Annotated in this window: 21 protein-coding genes and 1 pseudogene; 12 read left to right on the top strand and 10 right to left on the bottom strand. The window is 70.9% G+C overall.

What is annotated here, in order from left to right:
* The first annotated feature begins 63 nt into the window (after nt 1-63).
* From OG883_RS28945 to OG883_RS28955, 3 genes are read left to right on the top strand one after another with little or no spacing between them, the layout of a single operon-like run.
* A complete protein-coding gene (locus OG883_RS28945) occupies nt 64-1,212 on the top strand; it encodes a lipid-transfer protein (protein WP_266549536.1) in 1,149 nt (382 codons plus the stop codon).
* A gap of 1 nt (nt 1,213) precedes the next feature.
* The gene (locus OG883_RS28950; RefSeq protein ID WP_266546720.1) at nt 1,214-1,657 is read left to right on the top strand and encodes a Zn-ribbon domain-containing OB-fold protein; all 444 of its coding nucleotides are present in this window, start codon (nt 1,214-1,216) and stop codon (nt 1,655-1,657) included.
* Complete coding sequence (locus tag OG883_RS28955; RefSeq protein ID WP_266546722.1) at nt 1,654-2,430, top strand: enoyl-CoA hydratase/isomerase family protein; 777 nt, start codon at nt 1,654-1,656, stop codon at nt 2,428-2,430. Before OG883_RS28950 ends, OG883_RS28955 begins: the two co-directional genes overlap by 4 nt.
* A gap of 67 nt (nt 2,431-2,497) precedes the next feature.
* On the opposite strand, the gene OG883_RS28960 is transcribed toward OG883_RS28955, so the two are convergent.
* The 4 genes from OG883_RS28960 to OG883_RS28975 all read right to left on the bottom strand — a co-directional run bounded on the left by OG883_RS28960 (nt 2,498) and on the right by OG883_RS28975 (nt 7,540).
* Nucleotides 2,498-3,022 (bottom strand): hypothetical protein, encoded by a 525-nt coding sequence (locus OG883_RS28960; protein WP_266546724.1) that lies wholly within the window; start codon nt 3,020-3,022, stop codon nt 2,498-2,500.
* Between the two features lie 115 nt (nt 3,023-3,137).
* Nucleotides 3,138-3,776: a hypothetical protein gene (locus tag OG883_RS28965; RefSeq protein ID WP_266546725.1), complete on the bottom strand. Its 639-nt coding sequence runs from the start codon at nt 3,774-3,776 to the stop codon at nt 3,138-3,140.
* Nucleotides 3,777-3,914: 138 nt separating this feature from the next.
* Nucleotides 3,915-6,359 (bottom strand): PQQ-binding-like beta-propeller repeat protein, encoded by a 2,445-nt coding sequence (locus OG883_RS28970; protein ID WP_266546727.1) that lies wholly within the window; start codon nt 6,357-6,359, stop codon nt 3,915-3,917.
* A gap of 407 nt (nt 6,360-6,766) precedes the next feature.
* A complete protein-coding gene (locus OG883_RS28975; protein ID WP_266546729.1) occupies nt 6,767-7,540 on the bottom strand; it encodes a VOC family protein in 774 nt (257 codons plus the stop codon).
* A 242-nt stretch (nt 7,541-7,782) separates the two neighbouring features.
* On the opposite strand from OG883_RS28975, the gene OG883_RS28980 reads away from it, so the two are divergent.
* Nucleotides 7,783-8,430, top strand: a complete 648-nt coding sequence (locus OG883_RS28980; RefSeq protein WP_266546731.1) for a TetR family transcriptional regulator — start codon at nt 7,783-7,785, stop codon at nt 8,428-8,430.
* A 550-nt stretch (nt 8,431-8,980) separates the two neighbouring features.
* Complete coding sequence (locus tag OG883_RS28985) at nt 8,981-9,184, top strand: cold-shock protein (RefSeq protein WP_266546733.1); 204 nt, start codon at nt 8,981-8,983, stop codon at nt 9,182-9,184.
* 197 nt (nt 9,185-9,381) lie between these two features.
* Here OG883_RS28985 and OG883_RS28990 read toward each other — a convergent pair whose 3' ends face one another.
* The 3 genes and pseudogenes from OG883_RS28990 to OG883_RS29000 form a co-directional block, all read right to left on the bottom strand.
* Entirely contained in the window at nt 9,382-9,852 is a 471-nt protein-coding gene (locus OG883_RS28990; protein ID WP_266549538.1) for a nitroreductase family deazaflavin-dependent oxidoreductase, read from the bottom strand.
* Between the two features lie 196 nt (nt 9,853-10,048).
* Nucleotides 10,049-11,206, bottom strand: a pseudogene (locus tag OG883_RS28995) (acyl-CoA dehydrogenase family protein); the annotation flags it as partial.
* A gap of 86 nt (nt 11,207-11,292) precedes the next feature.
* Nucleotides 11,293-11,664, bottom strand: a complete 372-nt coding sequence (locus tag OG883_RS29000; RefSeq protein WP_266546735.1) for an iron chaperone — start codon at nt 11,662-11,664, stop codon at nt 11,293-11,295.
* A gap of 33 nt (nt 11,665-11,697) precedes the next feature.
* Here OG883_RS29000 and OG883_RS29005 point away from each other — a divergent pair, with 33 nt between their 5' ends.
* A complete protein-coding gene (locus tag OG883_RS29005) occupies nt 11,698-12,867 on the top strand; it encodes an acetyl-CoA acetyltransferase (RefSeq protein ID WP_266546737.1) in 1,170 nt (389 codons plus the stop codon).
* A 66-nt stretch (nt 12,868-12,933) separates the two neighbouring features.
* The gene (locus OG883_RS29010) at nt 12,934-14,178 is read left to right on the top strand and encodes an FAD-dependent monooxygenase (protein ID WP_266546739.1); all 1,245 of its coding nucleotides are present in this window, start codon (nt 12,934-12,936) and stop codon (nt 14,176-14,178) included.
* Between the two features lie 71 nt (nt 14,179-14,249).
* Here the strand turns inward: OG883_RS29010 and OG883_RS29015 are convergent, their stop codons facing one another.
* Entirely contained in the window at nt 14,250-14,831 is a 582-nt protein-coding gene (locus tag OG883_RS29015) for a TetR/AcrR family transcriptional regulator (RefSeq protein WP_266546741.1), read from the bottom strand.
* A 294-nt stretch (nt 14,832-15,125) separates the two neighbouring features.
* On the opposite strand from OG883_RS29015, the gene OG883_RS29020 reads away from it, so the two are divergent.
* A complete protein-coding gene (locus OG883_RS29020; protein ID WP_266546743.1) occupies nt 15,126-15,794 on the top strand; it encodes a pyridoxal 5'-phosphate synthase in 669 nt (222 codons plus the stop codon).
* On the opposite strand, the gene OG883_RS29025 is transcribed toward OG883_RS29020, so the two are convergent.
* Nucleotides 15,746-16,237 carry a Zn-ribbon domain-containing OB-fold protein gene (locus OG883_RS29025; protein WP_266546745.1) on the bottom strand — a complete coding sequence of 164 codons (492 nt, stop codon included), beginning with the start codon at nt 16,235-16,237 and terminating at the stop codon, nt 15,746-15,748. The two genes, OG883_RS29020 and OG883_RS29025, sit on opposite strands and share 49 nt — an antisense overlap.
* A gap of 152 nt (nt 16,238-16,389) precedes the next feature.
* Between OG883_RS29025 and OG883_RS29030 the strand changes: the two genes are divergently transcribed.
* From OG883_RS29030 to OG883_RS29045, 4 genes are all read left to right on the top strand, one after another.
* Nucleotides 16,390-17,547 (top strand): NAD(P)/FAD-dependent oxidoreductase, encoded by a 1,158-nt coding sequence (locus tag OG883_RS29030; RefSeq protein WP_266546747.1) that lies wholly within the window; start codon nt 16,390-16,392, stop codon nt 17,545-17,547.
* 381 nt (nt 17,548-17,928) lie between these two features.
* Nucleotides 17,929-20,160, top strand: coding sequence for an acetate--CoA ligase family protein (locus OG883_RS29035; RefSeq protein ID WP_266546749.1), 2,232 nt, complete (start codon nt 17,929-17,931; stop codon nt 20,158-20,160).
* 211 nt (nt 20,161-20,371) lie between these two features.
* The gene (locus OG883_RS29040) at nt 20,372-21,187 is read left to right on the top strand and encodes an enoyl-CoA hydratase/isomerase family protein (RefSeq protein ID WP_266546751.1); all 816 of its coding nucleotides are present in this window, start codon (nt 20,372-20,374) and stop codon (nt 21,185-21,187) included.
* 122 nt (nt 21,188-21,309) lie between these two features.
* On the top strand, nt 21,310-21,945 hold the full coding sequence (locus OG883_RS29045; protein WP_266549540.1) for a flavin reductase family protein: 636 nt from the start codon (nt 21,310-21,312) through the stop codon (nt 21,943-21,945).
* Here OG883_RS29045 and OG883_RS29050 read toward each other — a convergent pair.
* A complete protein-coding gene (locus OG883_RS29050; RefSeq protein WP_266549542.1) occupies nt 21,935-23,359 on the bottom strand; it encodes an MFS transporter in 1,425 nt (474 codons plus the stop codon). The genes OG883_RS29045 and OG883_RS29050 overlap by 11 nt on opposite strands.
* Nucleotides 23,360-23,372: the final 13 nt, after the last annotated feature.

Genomic DNA, 23,372 nt, shown 5'->3' on the forward strand with positions numbered 1-23,372 from the left:
TATCCGTCAGATTAGCTGTAGCCTTCCCCGCTGTCAGCAGTCATGACGATCGCGGAGGCAGCGGTGGCGACGCTCAGGGACGCAACAGCGATAGCCGGGATAGGGCAGACCCCGTTCGCCAAACAACTCCCGGACTCCGAGAAGACGTTGGCGTGCCGGGCCATTCTCGCCGCGCTCGACGACGCCGGGATCGACCCGTCCGAGGTCGACGGTTTCGCCTCGTACACGATGGAGGAGACCGACGAGGTCGAGATCGCCAAGGCCATCGGCGCGGGCGACGTGACCTACTTCTCCAAGGTCGGCTACGGCGGCGGCGGTTCCTGCGCCACCCTCGCCCATCTCGCGGGCGCGATCGCCACCGGCCAGGCGAGCGTCGGTGTCGCCTGGCGCTCCCGCAAACGCGGCTCCGGACCAAGGCCCTGGAAGAACACGGCGGTTCAGCTGCCCACCCCCGCCCAGTGGACCCGCCCCTTCGGACTCCTGCGGCCCGCCGACGAGATCGGGATGCTGGCCCGGCGCTATATGCACGAGTACGGCGCCACCCGGGACCATCTCTTCAATGTCGCCCTCGCCTGCCGCAACCGTGCCAACCAGAATCCGGCCGCGGTGATGTACGAGCGGCCGCTGACCCGTGAGATGTATATGACCGCCCGCTGGATCAGCGAGCCGCTCTGCCTCTTCGACAACTGCCTGGAGACGGACGGCGCGCTGGCCTGCGTCATCGTCTCGGCCGAGCGGGCCCGCGACTGCCGGCAGCGGCCGGTGTACCTCCACTCCGCCGCCCAGGGCCTGCCCGCCCAGCACCACGGGATGGTCAACTACTGGAACGACGACCCGCTCACCGGGCCCGCCTGGACGGCGGCCAGACACCTGTGGAAGACCGCCGACTTCGGGCCGCAGGACGTGGACGTGGCGCAGATCTACGACGCGTTCACCCCGCTCGTCCCGCTCTCGCTGGAGGGCTACGGCTTCTGCGGCCGCGGCGAGGGCGCGGCGTTCACCGAGGGCGGGGCCCTGGAGATCGGCGGCCGGCTGCCTCTCAACACGGGCGGCGGCGGGCTCTCGGAGGCGTACGTACACGGCTTCAACCTGATCACCGAGGGCGTGAAACAGCTGCGCGGCACCAGCACCGCCCAGGTCCCGGACGCCGCCACCTGTCTGGTCACCGCCGGCGAGGGCGTGCCCACGTCGGCCGTTCTGCTGAGGAGTTGAGATGACCGACGCCTTGCTTCTGCCGGTCCCGGACGACGACGGCGCACCCTTCTGGGAGTACGCCGCCCAGGGCGAACTGCGCGTTCAGGCCTGCGCCGGACCCGGCTGCGGCGAGCTGCGCTTCCCGCCCCGGCCCTGCTGCCCGCACTGCCGGTCGTTCGCGAGCGAGTGGCACAGGATGAGCGGGCGCGGCCGCATCTGGTCGTACGTACTCCCCCATCCGCCGCTGCTGCCCGCGTACGCCGCCCAGGCGCCGTACAACGCGGTCGTCGTCGAGCTGCTGGACGCACCGCGCATCCGGCTGGCCGGCAATGTGGTCGCCGCGCCGGACGCGCCGCTGAACTCCGTGGACCCGGCACGGCTGCGCATCGGGGCCGGGGTGAAGGTGGCGTTCACGCGCCTCGGTGACCTCACCGTCCCGCGCTGGCTGCTGGAGCGCGCATGAGTATCCGGGTGGAGGCGGACAAGGAGACGGGCGTCGCGCTGGTCACGCTCGACCGCCCCGAGAAGCACAACGCGATCGACACGGCGACGGCAGGTGAACTGTCGGCCGCCTGGCGGCAGTTCCGCTACGACGACTCCGTACGGGCCGTGGTGATCACCGGGTCGGGCAGCAAGGCCTTCTGCACCGGCATCGACCGCTCGGCCGAAGTGCCGCAGCCCTCCTCGCCGTACACGATCGACGATCCGCTGATCGCGATCGGTCCGAAGGCGAACGACCTGTGGAAGCCGGTGATCGCGGCCGTGGAGGGGATGGCCTGCGGCGGGGCGTTCTATCTGATCGGGGAGAGCGAGTTCGTCCTCGCGTCGCACGAGGCGGAGTTCTTCGACCCGCATACGACGTACGGCATGGTCAGCGCGTACGAGACGATCTTCCTGGCGCAGCGGATGCCGTTCGGCGAGGTGGCGCGGATGGCGCTGATGGGGACGGCGGAGCGGCTCTCGGCCCGGCGCGCGTACGAGACGGGTCTGGTCTCGGAGCTGACGGAACCGGGCGAGGCGGCGGCGGCCGCGCTGCGGGCCGCGGCGGTGGTGGCGTCGTACCCGACCGAGGCCGTACAGGGCACCGTACGGGCGGTGTGGTCGGCGAAGGAGGCGGCGCGGGCCCAGGCACTCGCCCATGCCCCGCACCTGATCGCGCTCGGGAACCTGCCGCCGGAGCGGCAGGCCGAGCTCTTCACGAGCGGGCGGGGCAGGGGGAGTTACCGGCTGCGGTAGGGCGTGTTGCGGAAGGAGCGCCCTGGCTGCCGGCGGACACCTCGCGGGGTCCGGGGCGGAGCCCCGGTCAGCTCGCGGTACGGCTGGCGCTGATGACTTCGCACTTCTTGTACTCGGCGCCGTTGGTGGTGCCGGTGTACGGAGTGGTGGCCACGCCGGACGCGGAACCGCCGGCCGCGACCTGGAGGTTGTCGACCTTGGCGATCGCCGTGTTGACCGCGGGGTCGCCGATGCCGCCCTTGAACTGCAGGCTCACGTCGTAGGCGTACGCCAGCGAGTCATTGTTGGTGACCGTGATCTTCGCGGTGAGGTTCTTGCCGGTGCTGTCGAGCTTGCACTCGTCGATCCTGACGTCGCGCTCGGCCTTGTGCGCACTGGAGCCGCCGGTGACGGAGCCGATGGACCCGCCGGTGCTGGAGCTGCTGCCGCTGTCGTTGCTGCCGCCGCTCGTGCTGCCGCCGCTGCTACTGCTACTGCTGCTGCTTCCGCTGCTGTTGTTGTCGCAGCCACCGCCGCCGGAGCCACGGGCTCCGGTCAGGGCGACGACTGCAATGCCGAATACAGCAATGGCGCGGACATGGCGAATCTTCACGTTTCAACCCCCGTTGAAGGTGTGGTGGAGTGGGGCCCGATTTGACGAGCGCACGTCACCCTAGCAGCGGTTGATCAGCCTCCAGTTCCCGATTCTGTCCCAAGACGGCAGCCACTCAACCACGGTGGGGCGGGAAGGGGTCCCAGGGCTGCGGCGGCGTCTCGTCCGGCGGCGGGGCTGCCGGGGGCGCGGTGTCGCCCGGCCGGTGGGGCGGCTCGTAGGGCGACCCGTACGTCGGCTCGTGGGGCTGCCCGTGCGACGGCTCGTAGGGCTCGTAGGGCTGCCCGTACGCCTGCTCGTAGGGCGGCTCGTGAGGCGGCGGCTCGGCGTAGGCCGGCTCGCCGCGGCCGCTCATCACCAGCGCGGCCATGAGCAGCAGCACCCCGCCGCCGAAGGCGATCCCCACACCGACACCAAGTCCCTCGTCGCCGCTGCCGCCGACCGTCAGGATGCCCTCGGCCTGGCCCTGCCGGACCATCCACAGGACGGTGAAACCGAGCACGATCACTCCGGAGAGCGCAACCAGGAGGCGCGAGCGCAGGAGGAGGCCGACCAGGGTCACCAACACGGCGAAGGCGAAGGGAAGCAGGAGCGAGGCCGCGAGTCCGGCCGCAGTCCCGGTGATGCCGTTGAAGAGGTCCTGGACGCGGTAGTCGCGTCCTTGACGGCCGTCGTACCAGTCACGGAAGGGGCTGAATACGACGGCCGCCGCTCCGGCGAGAGCGAGGAGGGAGCCCATGATGTTGCGGATCATCAGCGGACTCCCTTCGCCGTTCCGCTCTCGATCACGACGCTACGCCCGGTGGGTGCGCGTCGCCACCAGGGCCCGGCCCCGCCAGACCCCGCAGGGCGCGCACCCGTGCGAGCCCCGGCCGCGCCCCGCACGAGCCTTCTAGCGTCCGCCGCCCGGCGTTCCGCGGCCCGTCGCCGTGCCCTTGATCGCGTCCAGCGCGTAGACGCAGCGGTCCTTGCTGCACGCGTACACCACGCCGCCCCGCGCCACCGGGGAGCCCGTGATCTCGCCGCCCGTCGCGAGCTTCCAGCGCAGTTGCCCGCCGCTCGCGTCCAGGGTGTACAGCACATGGTCCGCGGAGCCGAAGTGGACCCGGCCGTCGGCGACCACCGGGCTCCCGATGACCTCGCCGCCCGCCGCGAACCGCCACATGGGTGTGCCCGTCACCGCGTCCAGCGTGTAGAGCGCGCTGCCGCTGCCGACATGGATGTTGCCGCCGGCGACCAGGACCGGCTCGATGGACTGGCGCGACTCGGTGGCGATGCGCCAGCGGTCCTTGCCGGTCGTGGCGTCCAGGGCGTACACCGTGCCGAGGTAGTCGGCCAGATAGACGCCGCCGCCCGTCACGGCCGGGCCGGGTGCGAAGACCGGCGGCGAGAGGAATACCGCGGGCGACTCGAAGTGCCAGCGCACCCGGCCGTTCGCGATGTCGATGGCGAGGACACGGGTGCCTGCCGCGACATACACATAGCCGTCGGGCGCGGGATGCACCCGCACAGGCACGTTGCCGCAGGACGCCGCGTCACCGATCGGGTACGACCACCGCTCGACGCCCGTACGCGACTCCAGCGCGCGCAGCCTCGCGTCCTTCCACACGTACACCGTGTCGTCGAAGATCGCGGGCCCGGCCTCGGGGGTCTCGAAGTCCGTCTGGGCCCCCGTGACCTCCCACAGCTTCTCGCCGTTGGAGGCCTCCCAGGCCTGTACGCCGCCGCCGCGCGTCCCGGTCAGGACCGTGCCGCGGTCCACCTTGAGGGAGTACACCCAGGCGTCGGTCTGCAGGCGCCACCGCTCGCTGCCGCTCGCCGCGTCGAGGGCGTACAGCGTCGGTCCGTCCGAGGCGTGGATACGGCCGCCGGCGACGGCCATCGCCCACGCCACGTCCCTGGTCTTGAACTGGCGCCGGCCACTGCCGACGTCCAGCGCGTGCACCTCGAAGGAGGTGACGTACAGCAGATCACCGTCCACCACCGGGGTGCCCCAGACGTCGTTCGACATCCGGAAACGCCACGGCCGCCAGTGTCCGGCGGCCCCGTCCGGGGACGGCGGGGGAGAGGGCAGCGGCGGCGGCGCGGGTGACGGTACGGGGGCGGGTACGGCACTGGTCGCGGCCTCGGCGCCGTTCAGCCCGAAAGGCGGGCGGATCCAGCCGGTCGCGGGACCGGCCTCGGGGGCGCCCCGGCCGGCGTCCGCGACCCGGGGGCCCGGGCCGATCGGCACCTTGGAGCCGGGCAGCCGTACCGGTCCGGCCGCCGCGGGCGAGTCCGGGACGGGCGACGGCGAAGCCTGGCCCGTACGCGGGTCACTGCCGCCGCGCCAGGCGGAGTCCCAGTCCGCGGCCGGCGGCCTGACAGGGGGCTGCGGCGGCGCCTGCGGGACCGGCGGAGCGGGCTCCGCAGGGCGCTGCGCCGGTGTCGCGGCTGGGACCCGGCCGCCGCCGCGGCGCTGCTCGATCATCGCCGTGGCCCGCGTCGGCAGCCATGCGGAGGCCGTCCCGCTGTCGTCGCTGCCGGAGGAGAACAGATGCGGGGCAAGCTGTGCCTGCAGATCCTCGGGCGTGGGCCGCAGCCCCGCCTCCATCTGCATACAGGAATCGATCAGCGGCCGGAGCTCGTCCGGCATGCCCTCCAGGTCCGGGCCCTCGCGCAGCAGCATGAAAACGGTCTCGACCGGATTCGCGCCGTGGAAGGGGGCGTGCCCGGTCGCCGCGAAGACCAGCGTGGAGCCGAGCGAGAAGACGTCGCTCGCGCCGGTCACGCTGCGGGAGTCGCGCGCCTGCTCGGGCGACATGTACGCGGGCGTGCCCACCGCGACATTGGTCATGGTCAGGCGGGTGTTGGAGACGCCGGAGGCGATGCCGAAGTCGATGACGCGCGGCCCGTCCTCCACGACGAGCACGTTCGACGGCTTGAGGTCGCGGTGGACGAGCCCGGCGCCGTGGATGGACTGCAGCGCCTCGGCGATGCCGGCCGCCAGCCAGCGCACCGCCTGGGCCGGCATCGGCCCGCACTCGTTCACTATTTCCTCGAGGGAGGGGGCGGGGACGTACGCAGTGGCCAGCCAGGGCACCGCGGCCCGCGGGTCGGCGTCCACCACGGCGGCCGTGTAGAAACCGCTGACGGCGCGGGCCGCCTCCACCTCACGCGTGAAGCGGACACGGAACAGTTGGTCCTCGGCAAGCTCGGTGCGCACGGTCTTGATCGCCACCCGGCGGCCGGACGCCGACCGGGCGAGATAGACCAGTCCCATGCCACCGGCGCCGAGCCGGCCCAGCACCTCGAACGGACCGATCCGTCTCGGGTCATGCTGCGTCAGCTGCTCCATCACGTGCCTGCCACCTCCCCGTACGGGCCCCAGTACATATGGAGCCCGTCAAATTCCAGCCCCGTGCAGCGTCTCACCACCGAGACCCTCAGCGGTGCGCACCCTGATTCTTCCTGTCGGAGGCGGCGGTTGCGAACCCGGGGGCGGATCGGGGTGTCTCACCCGGTTTCGGGCACGGTCAGGGGGGTGCGGAGCGGTTTTCGCCTCCGGATACGCGCCTCCCGGCGCCCTGGGGGGCAGTCCTGGCGCGTGCCGGCCACTTGGGGTTGCCCATGTCGTCACGTTCGGCCACGGAACGCCAGGTGCAGGAGGAGGCGCTGCAACAATCGGCGCATGCGGGGGGAGGAGCGGCGAGCCGCTCAACCCCGCGTCCTGCAGGCCGTGTTCAGGACGCGTTCAAGCCATGCTCAGGCCGCCTTGGGTTCGGCGAGTACGGCAAACACAGCGCCCTGGTTGTCGGTGAGCACCGCGATGCGCCCGTACGGGATGTCGAACGGCGGCGCCTGAACCCGGCCGCCGAGACGGGTGACCGCCGCCACGGCCTCGTCGCAGTCCTCCACGCAGAAGTAGATGAGGAAGTGCCCGGGCATCTCGGCAGGGAAGGCGTCGGTGAGCACGCTGCGCCCGCCGATCGCGGTGTCGTCCCCCGGTTGCGTACCGGCGGGCGACCACATCCGGAAGTCGATGGAGGCGTCGGGCAGATCCGTCCCCTGGAAGCCGAAGACCGACTCGTAGAAGGCGTCGACCCGCTCCTTGTCGCGGGTGTACACCTCGGTCCAGCAGAAGGAGCCGGGCTCGTCCTGCTTCTCGAAGCCGGGCCGGTCGCCGCCCTGCCAGAGCCCGAAGACCGCACCGCCCGGGTCCACGCCGACCGCCATCGTCCCCATGTTGGCCACCGGCAGCGGGGCGGTGATCACCTGGCCGCCGGCGTCCCTGATCTTCCTGCTGAGCGCGGCGGCGTCGGCGGTGGCGAAGTAGACACCCCAGACGGTGGGCATCCGGCCGTCCCGCTTGGGCGCAAGACCGGCGACCAGTTTTCCGTCACTGAGGGCCTCGACATAGCGCCCTTCCCGCTCCTCGAACGTCCACCCGAAGAGCTCGCCGTAGAAGCGCTTGCCCGCCTCGACATCGGGGAGCAATGCGTCCACCCAGCACGGCATGCCCTCTGTGAATGCGGCCATGGACCTTCCTTCCCTGATACGGGATATGGCGCCCGTCACATTCAAGCTAACGGCGCAGCACGCGGGGTGCAGAGATTTAATTCGAACATGTGCGCAATTATCCCGATCTGAGGCCGCTCACCAGGCCGAGATTCGTTGAGTTGTGCACAGAAGTTGTCCACAGGCTGTTGATAAGACTATTGCTGCACCCCATTTGCAGTCGGCCGAATCGCGCGCCGATCACCCCTCGGTAAGCTGACGGCATGACAGGACAAGTACGCACCGTCGACGGCCGAGTGGCCGGACGACGCGGCCAGGCGACGCGGCAGAAGCTGCTCGACTGCCTCAGCGAGATGCTCAGCTCCTCGCCGTACCGGGACGTCAAAGTCATCGACGTGGCCCGGAAGGCGGGCACTTCACCCGCGACCTTCTATCAGTACTTCCCGGACGTCGAGGGCGCGGTCCTCGAGATCGCCGAGGAAATGGCCAAGGAGGGTGCGGGGTTGACCGCACTGGTCTCCGGCCGCTCCTGGGTCGGCAAGGCGGGATGGCAGACCTCGGAGGAACTGGTCGAGGGCTTCCTCGACTTCTGGCGTCGCCACGACGCGATCCTCCGGGTCGTCGACCTCGGCGCGGCGGAGGGGGACAAACGGTTCTACAAGATCCGTATGAAGATCCTCAACTCCGTGACCAACTCCCTTACGGAATCGGTGAAGGAACTCCAGTCCAAGGGCAAGGTCGACAAGGACGTCAGCCCTGCGGCGATGGCCGGCTCGCTGGTGGCCATGCTGGCGGCGGTGGCTTCGCACCAGAAGGGGTTCACGACCTGGGGTGTGAAGCAGAACGAACTGAAGCCGAATCTGGCACTTTTGGTCCATTTGGGCATCACGGGCAAGAAGCCGACGAAGTAGCCGCGCGCGCTGCGGATTACCCCCAAGTCCTGTCACGCCGACGGCGGTCCCCTCTTGGTGACCGCCGTCGGCGCTCCCGTTTCCGGGGGTTCTCTCCCCACCCGCCCGCGCCTGGAGTTGCGGGGATGCGAAGCACACCCATACCGCCGGCGGGCGATGCGGCGGAGTCTGCGCCGCAGTCCCGGTTGCACAATCCGCGCCGCAGAATCCGGGTCGCACAATCCGCGTCGCAGAATCCGGGCGGCCGTACCGCGTCGGCGCGCGGCAGCTTCGCGCCGCCTGTGCCGGGGCCGAGGGCCACTCGATCCTCGCCTCGCCCTCCCGGGCTCGGGCGCAGCGCGAAGGGCGGCAGCTTTGCGCCGGCCGTTCACGGGTGTGAGTCGTTGGGGTACAGGAAGTAGCGCTGAGATTCATCCCCGCGGGTGAGGCCCAGGGAGGATGGCGGATTTCGCCACGGCGGGAGGAAAGGATCAAGTGCCGGAGCCTGCTCGATTGGGCTGCGCCCGGCGGGCCCAGATTGCGCCGTAGCACCGAACGAAGGACGGGACCGATGGCAACAGGAACTGTGAAGTGGTTCAACGCCGATAAGGGGTACGGCTTCATCAGCCAGGACGATGGCGGCGCAGACGTGTTCGTGCACTTCGCAGCCATCCAGACCAACGGATACAGAAGCTTGGAAGAGAACCAGCGGGTGGAGTTTGAGGTCACCCAGGGCCCGAAGGGTCCACAAGCGGAAATGGTCCGCCCCCTGTAGCCCCTCGTTCCGCCTGCGCCCTGCTCCACCGGAGGGGCGTCGAGCGGCTCGCAGAAGCGGGGTACCGCGACGCCCTGCCGGAGGTCATCACGGCCCAGGCCGAGCACCGGCGGCCGCAGCCGGCCGGTGCTGGACATACGGCACGGCCCGGTTGCTTCGGCCTGGCTTGGCCCCCGTTCCGCGGCGAGCCGGGCGGGTCAGCGGCGGGTGAGGCGGAAAAGGCGGATTTCGCGGGTCACCCTTGACTGGTACGTCGCGTACGGCGGCCAGAACGTCAGCGCCGCACGCCACACCGCCTCCCGCTCCTCGCCCTCCAGCAGGACCGCCCGTACCGGGATGTCCGTCCCCTTCCAGTTCACCTCCGCGTCGGGGTGTTTCAGCAGGTTGGACGTCCAGGACGGATGGCCCGGGCGGCCGAAGTTGGAGCCGATCAGGATCCAGGTGCCCGGCTCCTCCGGCATGCACGCCAGTGGGGTGACTCTGGGCAGGCCGCTCTTCGCACCCCGTGCGGTGAGGATGACACCCGGCAGCATCTGCGCGCTGAGCAGCACCTTTCCCCGCGTGAGGCGATGGACCGCGCGGTCCAGCGCCGGGATGAAATGCGGCGCGATCTTCGCGAAGACCCGGGTCGACGACACCTTCTGGATCAGCCGCACGCCAGGAGCCATCAGACGGCCACCGCTTCCGGTCCGGACGCGGAGGCAGACGGGGGCGGGGACCCGGACGGGGGCAGGGACCCGGACGGATGCGCGGACCCGGACGGATGCGGGGACCCGGACGGGTGCGGGGACCCGGACGGGTGCGGGGACAGGGCCGGTGCGGGGACAGGGCCGGAGACGGGGGCACAGACGGAGACGTGGATACGAAGAGTCCCGCCCGTTCGGCCGCATGGGCGCGCAGCCGGTGGACCGGGCCGAAGAGCAGCTCGTCCGCGGCCGCCCGTTTGAAGTAGAGGTGCGCCTCGTGCTCCCAGGTGAAGCCGATGCCACCGTGCAGCTGGATGGCCTCGCCGGTCACCACCCTCAGCGCCTCCAGACCTGCCGCCAGGGCCAGGCCGCCCTCGCCCGGGTCCCACGCCGCGTAGTACGCCGCCGAGCGAGCGGCCTGCACCCGTACGTACAGATCGGCCAGCCGGTGCTTGACCGCCTGGAAGGAGCCGATCGCCCGGCCGAACTGTTCGCGGGCGCGGACGTACTCCACCGTCCGGTCCAGCGCACAGGCCGCCGCCCCGACCGCCTCGGCCGCGAGCAGCGCGGCAGCCCCGGCCCCGGCGGTTGCCAGCGCCCCCGGCACATCGGCCGCATCGTCGCTTCCCAGCAACTCCGCCGCGCAGTTCCGCAGTTCGAGCCGGGCCTGTGGACGCGTCTCGTCCAGTGAGGTCTGCCGCGTGCGCGACAGCCCCGCCGTATCCGCCCGGACCAGGAACAGGAGCGGACGGCTGCGGGCGAAACCACCCGTATGGGCGGCGACCACCAGCAGTCCTGCGCTGTGCCCGTCGAGGACCTGGACCGCCTCCCCGTACAGCAGCCACCCCCCACCGTCGCCGGGCCGCGCCTGGACTCCGCCGGCCCGGCCGCCCCCGGCCCACTCCCCCGACGCGTTGTCGCCGGTCAGCCCCAACGCCAGCGCCAGACTGCCGCCCGGCACGGCCAGTGCGCAGGTCAGCGAGCCGTCCGCGAGGTGCGGGAGCAGCTCCTGGCGCTGCTCGGCGGTCCCGAGCGCGGTGATCAGCGGCGCCGCGAGCCCCGCCGTGGCGAGCAGCGGCGAGGGCAGCAGCGCCCGCCCCGTCTCCTCGCAGGCGAGGGCCAGCTCGGTGAGTGCGCAGCCCACACCGCCGTACGACTCCGGCAGGGCGAGCCCGGGCAGGCCGAGCTGCTCGGACAGCTGCGCCCAGAGCACGGGGTCGTACCCGTCGGCGGTGCGGACGGCGGCCTTGACCTCGTCGGGGCCGGATCGTTTGGTGAGCAGCTCACGCAGCGTGCGGCGGATCTCGTCCTGCTCCGCGGTGAAGGCGGCGTCCATCGGCGGGCTCCTCCCCAGAGGCATCGACCCCTGATCTGACGGGCCGTCATGTTAGGCGCGGGCGGAGGAGATGCACAGAGGCGCGCTCAGCAAACCTCGCCGGGAGCCGCCGCGGTCGCCCGCAGCAGATCCCGTACGAGATGGAAATCGATCTTCTCCGTACGCCGGAAGCGCAGACACCCCTTACCCATGTCCTGACCCGCAAGCCGCGCCTCGAAGGACTCCCTGACGTCGGATCGCATCAGATAGAGGGAGAGGTACTGCTTCTGGTTGGCGAAGGCGATCTCCGCCGCGCCGCCCGCCCTGCGGTACGTGGGCATGCCGTACGCCATCTCCTCCTCGAAGTCCGTGAGCTCCGTACGGCACAGCTCCCGGATCCTCACCAGCGCGGTGAGCCGGTCCGGCTCCACCACCTCGGCGAGGTAGCCGTCGACGTCTTCAGCAGTACTTCTGGCCATACGCTCCACGCTATCTGATGTACCGTCAGATTCATGGCCACCCCACAGCGCAGAGTCGCCATCGTCGGTATATCCCTCTCGGACTGCGGCCGCGTCGACGGCCCCACGCCCTACGCCCTGCATGCCCAGGCCGCCCGTCGCGCACTCGCCGACTCGGGCCTGGACCGCTCGGTCATCGACGGCTTCGGTTCGGCCGGCCTGGGCGCCCTCGCCCCCGTCGAGGTCGCCGAGTACCTCGGTCTGAAGCCTCGATGGGTGGACTCGACCGCGGTCGGCGGGGCCACCTGGGAGGTCATGGCGGCCCATGCGGCCGACGCCATCGCGGCCGGTCACGCCAATGCCGTACTCCTCGCCTACGGATCGACCGCACGCGCCGACATCAAGGCGAAACGGCGCACCTCCAACCTCTCCTTCGGCGGCCGCGGACCGCTCCAGTTCGAGGTGCCGTACGGACACACCCTCGTCGCCAAGTACGCGATGGCGGCCCGCCGCCATATGCACGAGTACGGCACCACGCCGGCACAGCTCGCCTCGGTCGCGGTGCAGGCGCGGGCGAACGCCGCCGCCAACCCGGACGCGATGTTCCGCGACCCGATCACGGTCGACGACGTACTCGACGGGCCGATGATCGCCGACCCCTTCACCAAGCTGCACTGCTGCATCCGCAGCGACGGCGGCTGCGCGGTACTGATCGCGGCGGAGGAGTACGTGCCCGACTGCGCGAAGGACCCGGTCTGGATTCTCGGCACGGGTGAGCACGTCTCGCACACCACCATGTCGGAGTGGGAGGACTTCACGGTCTCCCCCGCGGCGGTGAGCGGCCGACTGGCCTTCGAGCGCGCGGGCGTGACGCCCGCCGAGGTCGATATCGCCGAGATCTACGACGCCTTCACCTATATGACCCTGCTGACGCTGGAGGACCTGGGCTTCTGCGCCAAGGGCGAGGGCGGCCCCTTCGTGGAGAAGGGCCGGCTGCTGCGGGACGGCGAGCTGCCCGTGAACACGGACGGCGGCGGGCTCTCCGCCTGCCACCCGGGCATGCGCGGACTGTTCCTTCTCGTGGAAGCGGTACGGCAGTTGAGAGGGGAGGCGGGCGCCCGCCAGGTACGGAAGGCCGGTGGCAGGCTTCCGGAACTCGCGGTCGCGTCGGGCACGGGGGGCTGGTTCTGCTCCTCCGGAACAGTGGTGCTGGGGCGGAGTTAGGGATTCCCTCCAGAATCTATACGGCCGTCATAGACAAGCGTATGAGACGCCCGTACAGTCAATGCCATGACCACCACGCAGAAGCAGAACAAGCAGCAGAGCAGCCGCCGGAACCAGACCGTCCTCATCTCCGGCGCGAGCATCGGCGGTCCCGCCCTCGCCCTGATGCTGCGCCGCTACGGCTTCACCCCGACCGTCGTCGAGCGGGCCCCCGAGCTGCGACCCGGCGGCTACAAGGTGGACCTGCGCGGCGTTTCCATCGACGTGTGCGAGCGGATGGGCATCCTGGACGACGTACGCCGCGCCTCCACCGACATGCGGGGCGGTTCGTACGTCGACGACGCCGGCACCACCATCGCCACCATGCCCGCCGACTTCTTCGGCGGCCGGGTGGACGGCGACGACGAGATCATGCGCGGCGACCTCGCCCGCATCCTCTACGAGCGCACCCGCGACGACGTGGAGTACCTCTTCGACGACTCGATCGCCACCCTCACCGAGGACGCGGACGGAGTCGATGTCACCTTCGAGCGGGGCGAGCCGCGCCGCTTCGACCTGGTCGTGGGCGCGGACGGGCTGCACTCGCACACCCGTCGGCTCACCTTCGGCGACGAGAAGCAGTTCAAGCGGCACCTGGGGGCGTACATCTCCATCTTCACCGCGCCCAACGACCTGGGCCTCGACCGCTGGGAGACGTACCACGCACTGCCCAACAAGCTGGTGTGCGCCTACAGTTCGGGCGGCGAGACCAGTGCCAAGAACCTGTTCGTCTTCGGCGCACCCGAGCTGTCCTACGACCACCGGGACGCGGAGCAGCAGAAGAAGCTCCTCGCCGATGCCTTCACGGGCGACGGCTGGCAGATTCCGACGATGCTGCACAACGCCGAAGCCGCCGACGACTTCTACTTCGACGCCATCAGCCTGATCGAGATGGACCGCTGGTCGAAGGGGCGGGTCGTACTGCTGGGCGACGCGGCACACTGCGCCTCGCCCGCCTCGGGCCAGGGCACCGGCCTCGCACTGATCGGCGCGTACATCCTGGCGGGGGAACTGGCGGCGGCGAACGGCGACCACACGGTGGCGTTCGAGCGCTACGAGCGCGAGATGCGGCCGGGGGTGGAGCTGAACCAGAAGTTCGCGGAGAGCATGGCCAAGGAGATGACGGTCGGCTCCAGGAACAAACTCCGCCTGCGGATGGCGCTGCTACGGATGCTGCCGTACATGCCCTGGAAGAACCTGATCGCGAAGAAGATCACCGAGGGCGTCCAGGAGGCGGCGCACGCGGTGCCGGTCAAGCAGTACGCCTTCTGAAGCCCGGGGGGGCCGTCCCGGCCCTCGCCCGTCCCCGCCCCCCGTTCCTCGTCACTCCTCGCCACTTCTCCTCACTCCTCGTCCGCCGGGAGCAGCCGCTCCACCAGGGCGGTGATCAGATCGCCCGCCTCCTTCTCCGGGAAGACATCGGGCAGCGTCAGCCGCTCCACCACCAGCCAGTTGGCGGCCAGGTAGATCATCTTGACCGCGTCGGCGTCGCCGGGCAGTCCGGACGCCAGATGGTGGTGGACGTTCTCCTCGACGTCCCCCTTGACGCGTGCGGTGAGCACCGCGCGCAGCTCGGGGCGGCGGGTGGCCTCCAGCCGCAGCTCGAGCAGGGCGAGGTATCCCGTACGGAACGCGGAGACACGCTCCACCACTTCACGCACCAGCACCGCGGTCCGCGCGCGGGTGGCCGGGCCGGCCTGCATGGCCTCCATCGTTGCTTCGTCCGGGCGCATCCGCTCGTAGATGCGGCCCCCGGCCTGGGTGAGCAGGTCGTCGCGGTTGGAGAAGTAGTTGGACGCGGTGCCCTTGGGCACGTCCGCCGCGGCATCGACGGCCCGGAAGGTCAGCCCTCGTGCGCCGTCCCGGGCGAGGACTTCGATCGCCGCGTCCACGAGCGCCGCGCGCCGGGCCAGGTTCTGCCTCATTCGTCCGCCTCCATCGCTCCGCCGAGCTTTTTCCTTGACACCACTCCAAGTGTAGTACTACGTTCTCGCCACTTCACCTGAAGTACTTCAGATGGAGTGACATTCACCCAGCGATGACGGAGAACCAGATGCGAAACCAGTTCCCGAGCAAGCCGCAGCGGACTTCCTCGCCGTTCGTCCAGCCCAAGCCCCTGCGGTCGGCCCCGCGACCGCGCCCCCTGCCCAAGCCGGGAAGCAACCGGTAGACCGGGGATCGACGGACCAACAGGCAGCGACAAAGTGTTGGATGTCCGCATGGACAACGACCAGCAGGAAACGTTCCGCAGGCTCCTGCACGCGCAGCGGGTCTGGGACACCGCCCTGCCCGCCTTCGACCCGGCCGCCGCGCCCCGCGCACCACTACCGCTGTTCCACCAGTGGTTCGCGGAGGCCGTGGCGGCCGGCCAGCCCGAGCCGCACACCATGACCCTGGCCACCGTGGACGACCAGGGTCGCCCCGACCTGCGGACGCTGATGCTGCACGACGCGGACGAGCGGGGCTGGCACTTCGCCTCGCACGTCACCAGCACGAAGGGCCGGCAGCTGGCCGCGCACCCCGAGGCCGCGCTCGGCTTCTACTGGGCGGCACAGGGCCGCCAGATCCGGATCCGGGGCCGGGTGACCCCGGCCCCGGCGACCGAGAGCCAGGCCGATCTGCACGCCCGCTCGACGGGTGCGCTGGCCGCCGCGCTGACCGGCCGCCAGAGCGAACTCCTCACTTCGAAGGAGGAGTTGGCAAGAGTTTCACAGGCCGCCTGGGAGCAGGCGCAGGCCGAGCCCGACGCGCCCGTACCGACCTGGACGCGCTACGCCCTGCAGCCGTACGAGGCCGAGTTCTTCCAGGGCGACGCGCGGCGGCAGCACGTACGCCTGCGCTACCGCCGCGAAGAGGACGGCTGGGCAACGGAGCTGCTCTGGCCCTGAGACCGCGGGCGCGCCGGCCGGAAGACGGGCACGGCCACCCCGCCGTCGCCGACACCACCGTTGCCGCCGCCGTCCCGGCGGAAGGTGACCTCCAGCTCCATCCCGATGCTCAGCTCCCCCTCCGCGCACTCCACGGCCTCGGTCATCATCCGCGGGCCCTCGGCGAGCTCGACGACGGCGGCGGTGTACGGGACCCGGGAGCCGAACGGCGGCAGGTCGTTGCGGTGGACGACGGACCAGGTATAGAGCGTGGCGCGGCCGCTCGCCCGCTCCCAGACGACATCCTCGCTCCAGCAGTACGGACAGAATTCGCGCGGGTAGTGGTGAGCCCTGGCGCATGCGCCGCAGCGACGGATCAGCAGCCGCCCCTCGGCGGCGGCGTCCCAGAAGGGGCGGGTGAAGTCGTCGGCCTCGGGAAGGTCGAACCGGGAAGCGACGGTCATGCGCATCCTCCTGTTCCACTATTTCTGACGATGCATCAGTTCAGCGGACGGGCCGGGCCCCACGCAAGGGGTTCGGGTGCGTGATGAATTCGCAACCGATTCCCGTCTTGACTGAGACCCATCAAGTAATCGGGCGATTACGCTCACGATTCATGCCCGACGAAAAGGACATCGACCGCACGAACGACCGGCCCGTCTACATCATCGGCGGAGGACCCGGCGGTCTCGCGACGGCCGCCGCGCTGCGGGAGCGGGGCGTACGGGCCGTGGTGCTGGAGAAGTCCGCATCGGTCGGCGCCTCCTGGCGCCGCCACTACGACCGGCTGCACCTGCACACGACCCGGAAGCTGTCCGGCCTGCCCGGTCTCACGATGCCCCGGTCGTTCGGGCGCTGGGTGTCCCGGGACGATGTGATCCGGTACCTGGAGAAGTACGCGGAGTTCCATGAGCTGGAGATCGTGACGGGGGTCGAGGTCTCCCGGATCGATCCCTCGGGTTCCGACTGGGTGCTGCAGGCGACGGGCGGCCGCGAGCTGACCGGGCGGGCGGTCGTGGTGGCCACCGGCTGCAACCACACCCCGCAGCTGCCCGACTGGCCGGGCCGGGAGTCCTACACCGGCGAACTGCTGCACGCGGGTGCCTACCGCAACCCCGCCCCGTACGCGGGCAAGGACGTCCTGGTCGTCGGCGTCGGCAACACGGGCGCAGAGATCGCCGTCGACCTGGTCGAGGGCGGCGCCGCGCGGGTCCGCCTTGCCGTGCGGACGACCCCGCACATCGTGCGCCGCTCGACGGCGGGCTGGCCGGCCCAGCGCACCGGCATCCTGGTCCGCCGCCTGCCGGTCCGCCTCGTGGACCGGGCGGGCGACGTCATAGGCAGGATCTCGGTCCCCGACCTCACGGACCGCGGCCTGCCCCGCCCGGACACAGGTCTGTACTCCCGCGTGAAAGAGGGCGCCATCCCGGTCCAGGACGTGGGCCTGATCGACGCGGTCCGCTCCGGCACGGTCGAACCGGTCGCGGCGCTCGACTCCTTCGATGCCGGCAAGGTGATCCTGGCGGACGGCACCCGCATCACCCCGGACACGGTGATCGCGGCAACGGGCTACCGGCGGGCGCTGGAGGGTCTGGTCGGCCATCTCGGCGTACTGGACGACCGCGGCAGACCGACGGCCCACGGCGGCCGGTCACCCGCGCAGGCGCCGGGGCTGTACTTCACCGGGTTCACCAACCCCATCAGCGGGACGATCCGAGAGCTGGCGATCGACGCACGCAAGATCGCCAAGAAGCTGGCCGCGTCCGCGAACTGACCCCTTGGGCGTGGTCCACGCGCTGGGCCGCGGGCACTTGCCCCGGCCCCTGGGGGCTTCGCCCGTACCGCGCCGCGCGAATGAAGGTGGCGCGGGGCAGTGGCGGCAGCAGTGTCCGCGGCAGGGCCGGCTGGCCGAAACAGTTCCTCGCGGCGAAGGCCGGGGATAGCCGGATCGCTTGCCTGGGTACGGAGGGAGACGGCGGCCCTTCGGTGGGCGGCCGGCGCCATCCGTGAGAACTGTGCGCACGGCCCCGAGAACCCGTAAATCCGCGCCCGCTGCCAGCCTTTGCCCGCAGGACCGTTCCTGACAGGCCGTCAGTTCTGTAATCTGACTATGCGTCAGCTATACGTGGCCAACGAGCAGGAGCGGGGATCAGCGATGCTTGGATCTACTCACGGCACCCTCACCTCCGACCTCCGCGCGCGAGTGGTGGCCTGCGGGGAGCATCCCCGCAACGCCGTCCATGACACGGCCGAGGTCACCGCCTCCGACGGCGACCTCGATGTCAGCGGACGTCCGCTGTACGCGCCCGTGCCCGATCTGGACCGGTTCTTTCGGCCGGGCTCCGTCGCCGTCGTCGGGGCGTCCGACGCCGAGGGACGGCCCCGTACCGGCATCACCCGGCAGCTCATCGACTGGGCCGAGCGCGTCGGGGCGCGGCTGTATCCCGTGCACCCCACCCGTGACACCGTCTTCGGGCTGACCTGCTACCCCTCCGTCCGCGAGCTGCCCGAGCAGGTCGATCTCGCCGTGCTGCTGGTCGGTGATCCGCTGCCGGTCGTCGAGGAACTCGCCGAGGCCAAGGTGAAGTTCGCCGTGGCCTTCGCCTCCGGGTATGCCGAGACCGGCGAGCAGGGGGCGGCGGCCCAGACACGGCTGGCTGCCGCGGTGGAACGCTCCGGACTGCGACTGCTCGGGCCGAACACCAACCTCAACGCCTTCGAGAAGTTCCGCGACGACCTCGACGGCCCGGCGATCGCCCTGATCACCCAGTCGGGACACCAGGGGCGGCCCGTCTTCACCCTGCAGGAGCTGGGCGTACGGCTCTCCCACTGGGCTCCGACGGGCAACGAGGCCGATCTGGAGACCGCCGACTTCATCTCGTACTTCGCCGAGCGGCCGGAAGTCGGGGCCATCGCCTGTTATGTGGAGGGGCTCAAGGACGGGCGCTCCTTCCTGCTCGCCGCCGACCGGGCCGCGCGGCGCGGGGTGCCGGTCGTCGCGGTCAAGGTCGGACGCACCGAGACCGGGGCGCGGATGGCCGCCTCGCACACCGGCAAGCTGACCGGCGCCGACCAGGTGGTGGACGCGGCGATGCGGCAGTTCGGCGTGATCCGGGTGGACGGGCTCGACGAACTCCAGGACACCTCCGCCCTGTTGGCGCGGGCGCGAAAGCCCCTCGCCGACGGGGTCGTCGTCTATTCGATCTCGGGCGGCACGGGCGCGCACTTCTCGGACCTGGCCACGGCTGCCGGGCTGGAGCTGCCGGAACTCTCCGCGGCCAAGCAGGCTGAGCTGCACACATGGATACCGGAGTACCTGAGTGTGGCGAATCCCGTCGACAACGGCGGGCACCCTGTGGGCGACTGGCGCGGGCGCAAGATCATCGACGCGCTCCTGGCCGACCCCGCGGTCGGGGTGCTGATCTGTCCGATCACCGGCCCCTTCCCGCCGATGAGCGACAAGCTCGCGCAGGACCTGGCGGACGCGGCGGAGGCCACGGACAAGCTGGTGTGCGTGGTGTGGGGGTCGCCGGTGGGCACGGAGACGGCGTACCGCGAGACGCTGCTCGGGTCCTCGCGCGTCGCCACCTTCCGTACCTTCGCCAACTGCATCACCGCGGTCCGCGCCTATCTGGACCACCACCGCTTCGCCACCGGCTACCTCTCCCCCTTCGACGAGGCGCCGCGCACCCCGTCCCCCTCCTTCCGCAAGGCGCAGGCACTGATGCGCCCGGGCAAGCAGCTGAGCGAGCACGCGGCGAAGCAGCTCCTTCGGGCGTACGGCATCCGCGTGCCGCGCGAGCAGCTGGTGACCAGCGCGGCGGCCGCGGTGCGGGCGGCCGGCCTGGTCGGCTACCCGGTCGTCATGAAGGCCTCCGGGACGCAGCTCGCCCACAAGACGGAGCTGGGCCTGGTCAAAGTCGGGCTGACCTCGGCCAGCCAGGTGCGCGACGCCTATCGCGACCTGACCGACATCGCCCGCTACGAGAACGTCGACCTGGACGGAATCCTGGTCTGCCAGATGGTCGAGCGAGGTGTGGAGATGGTCGTCGGGGTCACCCAGGACGCGCTGTTCGGCCCGACGGTGACGGTGGGCCTGGGCGGTGTGCTGGTGGAGGTCCTGCACGACTCGGCCGTACGCGTACCCCCCTTCGGCGAGGACCAGGCGCGCGCGATGCTCGGTGAACTGCGCGGCCGCGCCCTCCTGGACGGCATACGCGGCGGCCCGCCGGTGGATGTGGACGCCCTGGTCGAGGTCGTGCTGCGGGTCCAGCGGATGGCGCTCGAGCTGGGCGACGAGTTGTCGGAGCTGGACATCAACCCCCTGATGGTGCTGCCGCGCGGGCAGGGCGCGGTGGCGCTGGACGCACTCGCCGTGTGCCGGTGAGGTCGGTGACGCCGGTGAGGCTGATGAGGCTGATGAGGCTGATGAGGCACGTGAAGCCTCTGGGGCCGGTGCAGTTGGAGCGGCACGTGATCGCGGCGCCCACCTCGACCACGTCATCGACCACATCATCGGCCTCGGCACTGACCTCGACCACGACCACGTCGGCCACCTCCACCACGTCGTCGGCCGTAAGAGACGGAGCTTCTCCCCCATGACTTCCTCCCCCGAAGAACCCGTTGAATCATTGGTACTGCACAGCACTGACAACGGCGTCTCCTGGATCACCCTCAACCGCCCCGCGGCCATGAACGCCGTCACATGGGACCAGCGGGAACGGGTCATCTCGCTGCTTGCCTCCGCCTCCGCCGACCCCGATGTACGGGCCGTCGTCATCACCGCCACCGGCAAGGGCTTCTGCGTCGGTGCCGATCTGCGCGGTACGCCGCCGCCCGGCCGTGAGCGGATCGCCGGGGACGTCGCGCGGACGATACGGCTGGGGGCTCAGCGCCTCGTCGGAGCCGTACTCGACTGCGAGAAGCCCGTCATCGCCGCCGTCAACGGCACCGCCGCCGGCATCGGCGCCCATCTCGCTTTCGCCTGCGATCTCGTACTCGCCGCCGAACCGGCCACGTTCATCGAGGTGTTCGTACGGCGCGGACTCGTCCCGGACGGCGGCGGGGCGTACCTCCTGCCCCGGCTGATCGGGCCGCACCGCGCCAAGGAGCTGATGTTCTTCGGCGACTCGCTCCCGGCCGCGGACGCGGAGCGGCTCGGGCTCGTCAACCGGGTCGTCCCGGCGCAGGAGCTGGAGAAGACCGCCCGGGAGTGGGCGGAACGGCTGGCCGCCGGACCGACCAGGGCCCTCGCGCTCACCAAGCAGCTGGTGAACGCCTCACTCGACTCCGACCGCGCCACCGCGTTCGCCGCCGAGGCTGCCGCCCAGGAGATCAACATGACCACGCGGGACGCGAACGAGGGTGTGGCGAGTTTCGTGGAGCGGCGCACGCCCGAGTACAAGGGGCGCTAGGAACCGGGACACCAGGAACAGGGGCACCAGGAACAGGGACGCTTCGGTGCCGGGCGTTCCCGCAGCCCTTCCAATCTGACGGCCCGTCAGCTTCAATGGAAGGCGTGATGGGACACGCAGGGATGGCGGCCACCGCCGTCCGATACCTCAGGTCGGTCGGGGCCCCCACGGCCACCGAGCCCTTCGACGCGCCCGCGGCCACCGCCGCCGGCGGGTACCCCCTGCCGCGCCCCGGCCTGAGGGCCGTCGGCGACGACGAGCGACTGCCCGTCGCCCCGGCCGAATTCCGCCACGTGCTGGGGCACTTCGCGACCGGCGTCACCGTCATCACCGCCTGCGACGAGGACGGTCCTGCCGGGTTCGCCTGCCAGTCCTTCGCCTCCCTCTCGCTCGATCCGCCGCTGGTCGCCTTCATGGTCGCCCGCACATCGACGACATGGCCGCGCATCGCCCGCGCCGGGTCCTTCTGTGTCAACGTCCTGGGCGCCCACCAGGGCGAGCTGTGCCGCGGCTTCGCGGTGAGCGGCGCGGACAAGTTCGCCGGGGTCGCGCACACCGGATCGCCGGTGACCGGGTCACCGCTCCTGGAGGGCGTACCGGCCTGGATCGACTGCACGATCCAGACCGTGCACACCGGCGGCGACCATCTGATCGTGGTGGGCCGGGTCGCGGCCCTGGGCGCGGTGGAGGCGAGCGCGGGCGCCGAGGAGGTGCCACTGCTCTTCCACCGGGGGAAGTTCGGCCGCTTCAGCGCGTGACCGCGTCGGTCCCGTCCGCCCCCTTCACCAGCGATTCCGCCGACACCGCCGACACCGGCGACACCGGTGATCCCGCCGACACCGGTGACACGGGCGACACCGACTCCGCGCCCGAAAGGGGAGCCGGGGGCCGGCGGCGGATCACCAGGGCCATCAGCGCGGCCGCCGCGCACAGCGCGCCCGAGGCGTACCAGACGACGTCGTACTCACCGAACACGTCCCGCGCCAGCCCGGCGGCGAACGCGACGACCGCCGCGCCCACCTGGTGCGATGCCAGTACCCAGCCGAAGACGATCGCACTGTCGTCGCCGTAGTGCTCGCGGCACAGGGCGATCGTCGGCGGGACCGTGGCCACCCAGTCGAGGCCGTAGAAGACGATGAAGAAGAGCATCGGCGGGTGGACGGACGGGGCGAGCAGCATCGGCAGGAAGAGCAGGCTGATACCGCGCAGCGCGTAGTAGACGGCCAGCAGCCGGCGCGCCTCGAAGCGGTCGGTGAACCAGCCCGAGGCGATCGTGCCGACGACGTCGAAGACGCCGATCACCGCGAGCAGGGACGCGGCCGCCCTGATCGGCATGTCGTGGTCGTGAGCCGCGGGTACGAAATGGGTCTGGATCAGGCCGTTCGTCGAGGCGCCGCAGATCGCGAACGTACCGGCGAGGAGCCAGAACGGGCCCGTGCGGGCGGCGGAGAAGAGAACGGACACCGCGCGGCGCGCGGCCCCCGTCACCGGTGGGGGCTTCGGGACGAACTCCGTGGCACCGTACGGCGCCAGGCCCACATCCGCCGGGTGGTCACGGAGCAGCAGCCAGACGAAGGGCACGACGGCGAGCGCCGACAGGGCCACCGTGATCGACGCGGGACGCCAGCCGTGCTGCTCCACCAGCCAGGACAGCAGCGGCAGGAAGATGAGCTGGCCGGAGGCGGAGGCGGCCGTCAGGATGCCGGTGACCAGACCGCGGCGCTCGGTGAACCACCTGTTGGTGACCGTCGCCGCGAAGGCCAGCGCCATCGAGCCGCTGCCGAGGCCGACCAGCAGGCCCCAGTAGAGGATGAGCTGCAACGACGACGTCATGAAGACGGTCAGGCCCGAGCCGACGGCGATCACTGTCAGGGCGACGGCGACGACCCGGCGGATGCCGAAGCGGTCCATCAGCGCCGCCGCGAACGGCGCCGTCAGCCCGTACAGGGCGAGATTCACCGAGACCGCGAAGCCGATGGTGCCGCGTGACCAGTGGAACTCGTTGTGCAGCGGACCGATCAGCAGGCCCGGCAGGGAGCGGAACGCCGCTGCCCCGATGATCGTCACAAAGGCCACTGCCGCGACGAACCACGCGCGGTGGATACGGGGAGGACGACGAAGGGGCTGCGGGCTGCCGTGTGGCGCGGTTGTCTGGGGCACGTCACCCAGCATCCGGGGATCGATC

Source organism: Streptomyces sp. NBC_01142 (assembly GCF_026341125.1).
Classification (GTDB): domain Bacteria; phylum Actinomycetota; class Actinomycetes; order Streptomycetales; family Streptomycetaceae; genus Streptomyces.